The organism is Pseudomonas sp. NCIMB 10586 (assembly GCF_023127895.1).
Lineage (GTDB): Bacteria > Pseudomonadota > Gammaproteobacteria > Pseudomonadales > Pseudomonadaceae > Aquipseudomonas > Aquipseudomonas synxantha_A.
In genome coordinates this window covers 552,154-561,688 of sequence record NZ_SPKQ01000050.1, presented here as the reverse complement: position 1 = coordinate 561,688, position 9,535 = coordinate 552,154, and the positions used below count along the sequence as shown (strand labels likewise).

The 9,535-nt window shown below is 60.7% G+C and carries 9 protein-coding genes; 5 read left to right on the top strand and 4 right to left on the bottom strand.

What is annotated here, in order from left to right; translation table 11 throughout:
- On the top strand, window positions 1-1,124 hold a 1,124-nt coding region (locus tag E4P01_RS26140), incomplete at its 5' end, for a ribonucleotide-diphosphate reductase subunit beta (RefSeq protein WP_248130165.1).
- Window positions 1,125-1,170: 46 nt separating this feature from the next.
- Here the strand turns inward: E4P01_RS26140 and E4P01_RS26135 are convergent.
- On the bottom strand, window positions 1,171-1,470 hold the full coding sequence (locus E4P01_RS26135) for a putative quinol monooxygenase (RefSeq protein WP_032875681.1): 300 nt from the start codon (window positions 1,468-1,470) through the stop codon (window positions 1,171-1,173).
- Between the two features lie 185 nt (window positions 1,471-1,655).
- On the opposite strand from E4P01_RS26135, the gene E4P01_RS26130 reads away from it, so the two are divergent.
- Entirely contained in the window at window positions 1,656-2,141 is a 486-nt protein-coding gene (locus E4P01_RS26130; protein WP_078821444.1) for a DUF1289 domain-containing protein, read from the top strand.
- Between the two features lie 109 nt (window positions 2,142-2,250).
- On the opposite strand, the gene mdeB is transcribed toward E4P01_RS26130, so the two are convergent.
- Window positions 2,251-4,929: an alpha-ketoglutarate dehydrogenase gene (mdeB, locus tag E4P01_RS26125; protein ID WP_216091302.1), complete on the bottom strand. Its 2,679-nt coding sequence runs from the start codon at window positions 4,927-4,929 to the stop codon at window positions 2,251-2,253.
- Between the two features lie 191 nt (window positions 4,930-5,120).
- Here mdeB and E4P01_RS26120 point away from each other — a divergent pair, with 191 nt between their 5' ends.
- The 3 genes from E4P01_RS26120 (at window position 5,121) to E4P01_RS26110 (ending at window position 7,803) form a co-directional block, all read left to right on the top strand.
- Window positions 5,121-6,041 (top strand): class I SAM-dependent methyltransferase, encoded by a 921-nt coding sequence (locus tag E4P01_RS26120; RefSeq protein WP_216091301.1) that lies wholly within the window; start codon window positions 5,121-5,123, stop codon window positions 6,039-6,041.
- Between the two features lie 148 nt (window positions 6,042-6,189).
- Entirely contained in the window at window positions 6,190-6,906 is a 717-nt protein-coding gene (gene pcsA, locus E4P01_RS26115; protein WP_005788529.1) for a phosphatidylcholine synthase, read from the top strand.
- A 117-nt stretch (window positions 6,907-7,023) separates the two neighbouring features.
- Complete coding sequence (locus E4P01_RS26110) at window positions 7,024-7,803, top strand: TSUP family transporter (RefSeq protein WP_005788530.1); 780 nt, start codon at window positions 7,024-7,026, stop codon at window positions 7,801-7,803.
- On the opposite strand, the gene nudC is transcribed toward E4P01_RS26110, so the two are convergent.
- Window positions 7,771-8,604 carry an NAD(+) diphosphatase gene (nudC, locus tag E4P01_RS26105; protein WP_078821447.1) on the bottom strand — a complete coding sequence of 278 codons (834 nt, stop codon included), beginning with the start codon at window positions 8,602-8,604 and terminating at the stop codon, window positions 7,771-7,773. The two genes, E4P01_RS26110 and nudC, sit on opposite strands and share 33 nt — an antisense overlap.
- Before the next feature lie 5 nt (window positions 8,605-8,609).
- Window positions 8,610-9,422 (bottom strand): crotonase/enoyl-CoA hydratase family protein, encoded by an 813-nt coding sequence (locus E4P01_RS26100; RefSeq protein WP_032875698.1) that lies wholly within the window; start codon window positions 9,420-9,422, stop codon window positions 8,610-8,612.
- Between the last annotated feature and the right edge of the window lie 113 nt (window positions 9,423-9,535).

Genomic DNA, 9,535 nt, shown 5'->3' with positions numbered 1-9,535 from the left:
AAGCCCGCGCCGTCACCGCCAGTGATTCGGCCGCCATCGTGCGCGCCAAGGCTGCCCTGGACAAACTCGACGTCGCCGAAGGCCTCGCCGAGCTGGAAGGCTCCGCCGCCCGCGTCGCCGTCGATGAAAAACGCATGATCAACTGCCGCGCCGACCTCAACCAACTCGTGCCCTTCAAGTACGACTGGGCCTGGCAGAAATACCTCGACGGCTGCGCCAACCACTGGATGCCGCAAGAGGTCAACATGACCGCCGACATCGCCCTGTGGAAAAACCCCGAAGGTCTGACCGACGACGAACGCCGCATCGTCATGCGCAATCTGGGCTTCTTCTCCACCGCCGACTCCCTGGTTGCCAACAACCTGGTGCTGGCCGTGTACCGCCTGATCACCAACCCGGAGTGCCGCCAGTACATCCTGCGCCAGGCCTTCGAAGAAGCGATCCACACCCACGCCTACCAGTACTGCATCGAATCGCTGGCCATGGATGAAGGCGAGATCTTCAACATGTACCACGAGATTCCATCGGTCGCCAAAAAGGCAGCCTGGGGCCTCAAGTACACCCGCTCGATCTCCGATCCGAAGTTCGAAACCGGCACCGTCGAGACCGACAAGGAGCTGCTGCGTAACCTGGTCGCTTACTACTGCGTGCTGGAAGGCATCTTCTTCTATTGCGGCTTCACCCAGATCCTGTCCATGGGCCGCCGCAACAAGATGACCGGCGTGGCCGAGCAGTTCCAATACATCCTGCGCGACGAGTCGATGCACCTGAACTTCGGTATCGATGTGATCAACCAGATCAAAATCGAAAACCCGCACTTGTGGGATGCCGAGATGAAGGAAGAAGCGACCCAGATGATTCTGCAAGGGACTCAGTTGGAGATCGAGTACGCTCGCGACACCATGCCTCGCGGCGTGCTGGGCATGAACGCGGCGATGATGGAGGATTACCTCAAGTTCATCGCCAACCGTCGCCTGTCGCAGATTGGCTTGAAGGAAGAGTACCCAGGCACCACCAATCCGTTCCCTTGGATGAGCGAGATCATGGACTTGAAGAAAGAGAAAAACTTCTTCGAAACCCGTGTGATCGAGTATCAAACAGGTGGCGCGCTGAGCTGGGACTGACGTAACCCTGCAGGAGCGAGCAAGCTCGCTCCTGCAGTCAACGGCTTCAGTTCGACACCTGCTCCAGGAAAATCAACTGCAACGGCTCGCTGAGCAACGCATCCGCCGTGGCGGCAAAGTGCTGGAAGTACGGCGTGGCAAAATGCTCATCCAGTGCTGCCTGGCTCTTGAATGCCTCGCGCATATAGAACGTGCCGGGTTCATCGCGTCGCTCGAACAACACGTAATCCAGATTGCCAGGTTCGGCCCGCGTCGGTTCGATCAGGCTCAGCAAGCCAGTCTTGAGCGCGTGTTCTTGGCCAGGTTTGGCCTTGAGTACGGCGAGGGATACCAGGGGTTTGGGCATGGCGATGTCTCTTTGAGTGGGTGGGTTGGAACAGCCGGCAACAGCGGTGAACATCACGGCATACAGCCAGGGTTTGATCGGTGTTCTCATGGGTGTCGCTCGCAATGGATTGAAGCCATCGTTGCCCATTTGGCGACGCAGAAACACCGACTAAACACGCTTACACTTTCTTCAAAGGCTTGAAAATGCCGCACTCCATCAAGACCCCTTGCGTCGGCCTGTGCTCCACCGTCTACGGTGATCTGGTCTGTCGGGGCTGCAAGCGCTATCACCACGAGGTGATCCAGTGGAATGGCTATAACCCCGAGGAAAAACAGGCGGTATGGCTGCGTCTGGAACAGCTACTGGTGCAGGTGATGGCCAGCAAGCTGGAAGTGTTCGACCCACACTGCCTGCGACAGCAGTTGGAGGCCCGCAAGATTCGCTTTATGCCGCACCAGTCGCCGTATTGCTGGGCATACCAGCTGATCGCGCGGGGTGCACGGGTGATTTCCAGGCTGGATGCCTATGGGTTGGCATTGCTGCCGGAGTTTCGCGAGCGCCACCTGGCGGATTTGCGCGATGCGATAGATCGGGAATTCTTTCTGCTTTCAGAGGCGCATTACGAGCGCTATATCGCCCCTGGATTCCTCAAGGATGCCTTCGGGCCAGCCCTGATCGCCACACTCTAAGCAACACCAGCAATCAACTGTGGGAGGGGGCTTGCTCCCGATGGCGGTGTATCAGTCAGCTCAATCAGCTACTGACACGCCGCCATCGGGAGCAAGCCCCCTCCCACAATCAGCAGGTCCAGGGCGCATCCCGTTCTGGCTGCGACCCGTAGAGATGAATCGCGCGCTGACACACCGCCGGCGCCAAACTCCCCTGCTCCACCAATGCCGTCAACGCTGCCAGCACAATATGGTGCCGATCCACCTCAAAGAAATCACGCAACGCCGCCCGTGTATCGCTGCGCCCGAACCCATCGGTGCCGAGCACGGTGTAGCCCGAATCCACGTACGAGCCAATCATCTGCGGCACTCCCCGCACATAGTCGGACACGGCAATCACCGACGCGCCTTTGGGCAAACAGTCATGCAAATGACTGACACGCTTGATGCCCTGCGGATGCAGGCGATTCCAGCGCTCCACCTCTCTCGCTTCCCGCGCCAGTTCACTGAAGCTGGTGACGCTGTACACCGCGCTTTGCACCTGCCAGTCGTCCATCAGCAACTGCGCCGCCGCCAGGGCCTCACGCACCAGCGTGCCGGAGCCGAGCAGGCGCACCTGCGCGTCCTGCGTACCCTGCAAGCGATACATGCCCTTGATGATCGCGCCTTCCACGCCTTCCGGCAGGCTGGGTTGCGCGTAGTTTTCGTTCATCAGCGTCACGTAGTAGAACTCGTCGACATCCTGCTCCAGCATCCGACGCATACCGTGGTCGAGGATCACCGCAAACTCACCGGCGAACGCCGGATCATAGGCGCGGCAATTGGGCACGGCGGCGGCAGCAAGGTGGCTGCTGCCGTCCTGATGCTGCAAACCTTCGCCGCCCAGGGTGGTGCGCCCGGCCGTGGCGCCGAGCAGGAAGCCCCGGGCACGCTGGTCGGCAGCTGCCCAGATAAGGTCGCCCACGCGCTGAAAACCGAACATCGAGTAATAGATATAGAAGGGCAACATGCGCAGGCCATGCACCGAGTAACTGGTCGCGGCGGCCACCCAGGAACTGATGGCGCTGGCTTCGCTGATGCCTTCTTCCAGGATCTGCCCGTCGGTGGCTTCGCGGTAACTGAGGATCGAGCCGATGTCTTCCGGCTCATAGTGCTGGCCGACACTGGAGTAGATGCCAATCTGCTTGAACAGGTTGGCCATGCCGAACGTACGCGCCTCGTCGGCAACGATGGGTACGATGCGCGGCCCCAATTGTCCGTCTTTGAGCAAGTGGGTGAGCATACGGACGAAGGCCATGGTGGTAGACATTTCCTTGCCTTCAGCGGCCGTGGCGAAACCCGCATAACCGCTCATGGACGGCACGCTGACACGCGCTGCGAGCTGGCTGCGGCTGGGCACGTAACCGCCCAGGGTGTTGCGGCGCTGGTGCAGGTAGCGTAACTCCAGGCTGTCATCGGCCGGCTTGAAAAAACTCAAGGACTCGACCTGCTCATCCGACAGCGGCAATTGGAAACGATTGCGAAAGGCAATCAGCGCCTGGCGATCAAGCTTCTTCTGTTGGTGAGTGGTCATCTTGCCCTGCCCGGCTTCGCCCATGCCAAAGCCCTTTTTGGTCTGAGCCAGGATCACCGTGGGTTTGCCCTTGGTCCGGCGGGCAGCGTGGTAAGCGGCGTGGATCTTGACCATGTCATGGCCGCCACGCTTGAGGCGGTCGATCTGCTCATCGCTCAGGCCCTCGACCAGCTTGGCCAGGGCTTCACTCTGGCCAAAAAAATGCTCGCGATTATAGGCGCCATCCTTGGCGGCGAAGGTTTGGAACTGGCCATCCACGGTGTGCGAAAGGGTTCGGACCAATGAGCCGTCGGCGTCCTTGGCGAGCAACGCATCCCAGTCCGAGCCCCACACCAGTTTGATCACATTCCAACCGGCGCCGCTGAACAATGCCTCCAACTCGTCGATGATGCGTCCATTACCGCGTACCGGGCCGTCGAGGCGTTGCAGGTTGCAGTTGACAACCCAGGTCAGGTTATCCAGGCCCTCGCGGGCGGCCAGGGTCAGGGCTGACATGCTTTCCGGTTCGTCCATTTCGCCGTCGCCGAACACGCCCCATACATGGCGGTCCGAGGTGTCCTGCAAGCTGCGGTGCTGCAGGTAACGCATAAAGCGCGCCTGGAAAATCGAGCTGATGGGGCCAATGCCCATGGAACCGGTGGGGAACTGCCAGAAGTCGGGCATCAACCATGGATGGGGATAGCTGGACAGCCCGCGAGCGCCCTCCTTCGGCCCACCGATTTCTTGGCGGTAGTGGGCCAGATCCTGTTCTGTGAGGCGCCCTTCAAGGTAGGCACGGGCATAAATACCGGGCGCCGAATGGGGCTGGTAGAACACCAGGTCACCGCCGGATTGCTCGCTGCGTGCGCGGAAGAAGTGGTTGAAGCCCACTTCGAACAAATCCGCGGCGCTGGCGTAACTGGCGATATGCCCGCCCAGTTCGCCATACGCCTGATTGGCGCGCACCACCATGGCCAGGGCATTCCAGCGCACCAGCGAGGCGAGGCGCTCTTCGGTGGCCAGGTCGCCGGGAAAAGCCGGCTGCTGCTCGACGCTGATGCTGTTGATATACGGTGTGCCGTGGCGGGGTTTCCAGTCGATGCCCGGCGCACCGCCTTCGCGGGCCAGCAGGTCTAGAATTTCGCGGGCCCGGGCGGGGCCGGCATTGGCCACCAGCGAGGCCAGGGCATCACGCCACTCATCCAGCTCCTGCTGATCCTGCGCCGTGTGATTGACTGCGTGGGCGAAACCGTTCATGGGCACCTCCGGACTTTTTTTCCAGTTTATGTCGGTGCTGAAGGATTTTTTGCCTGTTATCAGGCTCACCCAACAGAATATTGAGCATGAATCACTGTAGATCGGCTTTATTCCAGCACGTTGTGCTCACGCACCCGCAAACCCGGCAATTGTGTTTAAAATGCCGCCCGCCCGATGACTGACGCACAACGATGAACCCAGACGCACTCGCTACCCTTCACGCCCACTTGCTGACCGCCCTGGCTGACGCACCGGTGGAAACCCGGCGCCTGTTCCATGGCCGTGGCCGTTGCTGGCCGGGCCTGGAACAACTGACGGTGGACTGGCTGCAAGGGGTGGTGCTGGTGGCGCTGTTCAAGGAAACCGAGCACCTGCAAGCCCTCAAGCAGACGCTGCTGAACATCGACTGGGCGAGCTTTGGCGCGCACACAGTGGCGCTGCAACACCGCTACCTGCCGCAAAGCACCACCGAGTGGTTAGTGGGTGAGGCCATCGATGAGCTGACCATCACCGAGGGCGGCCTGCGGTACCTGATCGACCTGGGTAAAAAGCAGAACAGCGGGCTATTTCTCGACATGCGCTACGGGCGCAACTGGGTGCGCGAACAGGCCCATGGCCAGCGCGTGCTGAATTTGTTTGCCTATACCTGCGGTTTTTCGGTGGCCGCCATCGAAGGCGGCGCCGACCATGTGGTGAACCTGGACATGGCCCGTGGCGCCCTCAGTCGTGGCCGCGACAACCATCGCCTGAACGGGCATGACCTGGGCAAAGTCACCTTCCTGGGCCACGACTTGTTCAAGTCCTGGGCCAAGGTCACCCACAGCGGCCCTTACGATCTGGTGATCATCGACCCGCCGTCGTTCCAGAAAGGCAGTTTCCTGCTGACCAAGGACTACCAGCGCGTGCTGCGCCGCCTGCCGGACTTGCTCACCGCCCAAGGTACGGTGCTGGCGTGTATGAATGACCCAGCCTTCGGCGAAGATTTCCTGATCGACGGTGTAACCCGCGAGGCACCGGGCCTGCGCTTCGTGCAGCGCCTGGACAACCCGCCGGAATTCCCCGACGTCGATCCGCAAAGTGGGCTGAAGGCCCTGGTGTTCCGTCAGGGTTGATGCCGAATCGTCCTACGCTTGCTACGCTTACGCAGACACCGGGCGGTGAACCTTATCCCCCTCTTCCCGGTCGATACCTGCATTCCCCGGCCAGACTCGACGGCGCTACGTTGTCGGCTGCCCCGTTTGACCTTTTGGAGAACCGCCCGTGATATCGACCCTGCATGTAGCCAGACTCAAAGCCTGGGGCGCCCACGGCTTTACTGCCACCGGAGTGGTACTGGCCTTCCTGGCCACCCTGGCGCTGCTGGAAAACTCCCCCAAGGCGTGCCTGCTGTGGCTGGGCCTGGCGCTGGTGGTGGATGGCGTCGATGGCTCGCTGGCACGACGGGTGAATGTCAGCACGGTATTGCCCAGCTTTGACGGCTCGGTGCTGGACCTGGTGATCGATTACCTCACCTATGTGTTCATCCCCGCACTGTTTATCTACCGCTATATCGACCTGCCGGAATTTACCCACCTGTTTACGGTGTCGGTGATTCTGGTGTCTTCGCTGTTCTGCTTTTGCAATGTGAACATGAAGAGCAAGGACAACTACTTCGTCGGCTTCCCCGCCGCCTGGAACGTGGTCGCCCTGTGCGTGTACATCATCCAGCCTGACGCCTGGGTCACCTTGCTGACCGTGATCGGCCTGGCCCTGCTGACCGTGACACCGATGAAGTTTTTGCACCCATTCCGGGTAAAGCGCTTCATGCCGATCAATATTGCGGTGACTACGATCTGGTTACTGTGCAGCTTTTTGATGGTGGTGGACTATCCCAACACCAACCCGTGGACGTTCGGATTGTGGTCGCTGATGTCGGCGTATTTCCTGGGCATTTGCATCTGGCGTACGGCGCTGGAGTGGCTGGGAACCCACAAATAGCCAAGCAGACGGATTTAAAAATGTGGGAGGGGCTTGCTCCCACATTTGGTTCTGCGTGCATTCGGCAGGTAAGATGGCGGCCTTCGCATAGCGCACCTCCAACAATAAGCCCTGCCCATGCCCTTCGAACTCAGCGTTGACCTCACCACCCTGGCTATCCTGGCCGTCGTTGCCTTTATCGCCGGTTTTATCGACGCCATCGCCGGCGGCGGCGGGCTGCTGACCACACCGGCCCTGCTCACCGCCGGTATGCCGCCTCACCTGGTACTGGGCACCAACAAACTCAGCTCCACCTTCGGCTCGGCCACCGCCAGTTTCACCTTTTACCGGCGCAAGCTGTTCCACCCGCGCCAATGGGTGCACGCCATCGTCGGTACATTGATCGGCGCGCTGACCGGTGCGGTGGTCGCCCACTACCTGCCCGCCGAAACCCTGAACAAGATGCTGCCGGTGATCGTCTTTGCCTGCGGGGTGTACCTGTTGTTCGGCGGTACGCCAAAGGCGCCGGTGGATGCCGAAGCACCGATCAAGAAGAAATGGCAGGCCACCCAGGGCTTTGGCCTGGGCTTCTACGACGGCGTGGCCGGGCCTGGCACCGGTGCATTCTGGACCGTCAGCACGATGCTGCTGCACCCCATCGACCTGGTGAAGGCCAGCGGCGTCGCGCGCAGCATGAACTTCGTCAGCAACGCGGCGGCGCTGACGGTGTTTATCATCAATGGCTCGGTAGACTGGATCGTCGGGCTGGCGATGGGCGTGTCAGTGATGTGTGGCGCGTTCTTTGGCGCACGCAGCGCAATCAGCGGCGGCGCCAAATTCATTCGCCCGGTGTTTATCACCGTGGTGCTGGGCCTGACCGTACGCCTAGCCTGGCAGCACTGGTTCAGCGTGGCCTAAGCGGCGGGCCACGTAGAGGTCGATCAGGTAACGAGCAATCGAACGTGACGCCGGCAACGGCGGCAGTTCGTGGATGTTGAACCACTGCGCATCCTCGATCTCGTCGGCCTGGGGCACGATGTCGCCACCGGCGTACTCGGCGTGGAAACCCAGCATCATCGAATGGGGGAACGGCCAGCACTGGCTGCCCATGTACTGGATATTCTTCACTTCTATCTGCACTTCCTCGCGCACTTCGCGGATCAGGCAGTCTTCGGCCGATTCGCCGGGTTCGGCAAAGCCGGCCAAGGTGCTGTAGACCCCTGTGACGAACCGTGGCGAGCGCGCCAGAAGAATCTCGTCGCCACGGGTCACCAGCACGATCATGCTCGGCGAAATCCGTGGGTAGCTGCGCAGGTCACAAGGCGCGCAGTACATCGCTCGCTCCCGCGGGACCTGAACCATAGCCTGGCCGCAACTGCCGCAGAAACGATGCTCCCGCGCCCAGGTGCCGATCTGAGCGGCGTAGCCCAGCACTCTATAGAGAGTGTGATCGCCCTGTAGCATGAAACCGCGCAGCCCCTGCCAACTGCACCCTGGCATATCGGCAGCACTGTCGAGTTCCAGCAAGTACACCGGTTCACCATCGAGGTGGCCGATGCCGTGTTCAGCGAACACCGGCAGGTCCTGACGCTTAAGCCACTCCCGAGGGAACAGAGGGCCATTGGCGTCATGCAAAAAGCCCTCACGGCTGCGGGCGACGGCCCAGCCGCCGACGGCGTCGTTATCCAGCAGCGTTGTGGTAATCCAGCCTGGGGTCATATCAGTCAATCCACGAATTCGGGTTTCTGCTTGCTCATATGGGCCGCAATGGCCACGCGCAAGTCGTTGGATTGCAACATAGCCGAGTTCCAGGTGGCAACGTATTCCAGGCCGTCATTGACTGTGTGGTCACGCATGTAGCTGATCATGGCTTTGGTGCCGGTCACGGCGATTGGCGACTTGGCGGCGATTTCATGGGCGATCTCCATAACGCCGGCCAGCAGGCTGTCCTGATCGGCATACACGCGATTGACCAGGCCGATGCTGCGCGCTTCTTCAGCACCGAACTGGCGACCGGTGTAAGCCAACTCACGCAACATGCCGTCGCCGATGATGCGCGGCAGGCGTTGCAAAGTGCCTACGTCAGCGGCCATGCCGATGTCGATTTCCTTGATCGAGAACTGCGCGCCCTCGGCCGCGTAGCGCATGTCGCAGGCGCTGATCAGGTCAATGGCCCCGCCAATGCAGTAGCCCTGGATTGCCGCGAGTACCGGCTTGCGGCAATGGTCGACCGCATTGAACGAAGCTTGCAGCTCGAGAATCTTGCGCCGTAACAGGCGCGCATTACGCCCCACGTCCTTGCTGAACTCATTGGCTATCGAGGCCAGCATCATCAGGTCGATACCCGAAGAGAAATGCTTGCCCGCACCACTGAGCACCACGGCGCGCACGGCATCGGTGTCGTCGATCCATTGGAAGATGTCGATGATTTCGGTCCAGAACGCCGCGTTCATGGCGTTGATCTTTTCCGGGCGATTGATCTGCACATGGGCAACGTTGCCGCTCAGTTCGACGACGAAGGCTTGGTATTCGGACATGGCAGTGATCCCTGACTGGCGATTGAGGAAGGCCAGAATATATCAAGGGTGCGCCACGGCGCATCGGCCAAAAGCGGGACTGGCCACGGTGAGGGAAAAGACGCTGGATAAAA